Annotated in this window: 1 pseudogene; it reads right to left on the reverse strand. The window is 31.1% G+C overall.

Features of this window, described 5'->3' with window-relative positions:
- Positions 1-241: pseudogene (locus SH09_RS17560) on the reverse strand (MobV family relaxase); the annotation flags it as partial.

Below are 241 nucleotides of genomic sequence, written 5' to 3' on the forward strand. Positions count from 1 at the left end.
AATACGCTCATAATCTTCTGTAATCGTTTGTGATGCTTCTATTTGTTTCTGAAAGGTATTAAAATCTTCTTGGCTTATTACAACATTGCCTGTTTCTTGTATTTCTTTGTTGAATAATCCCCCTACTTTTTCAGTTTCATGTTCATATTGGACGTTTAAAGGCTTTTTAAGCGTTTCTAATGATTTTTGGTATTGTTCTATCAACTCACTGCTTTTTTGTTGTATATGGCTTAATTTTTGG

Origin of the sequence: Staphylococcus gallinarum (genome assembly GCF_000875895.1) — a bacterium.
In the GTDB taxonomy this organism is placed as follows: domain Bacteria; phylum Bacillota; class Bacilli; order Staphylococcales; family Staphylococcaceae; genus Staphylococcus; species Staphylococcus gallinarum.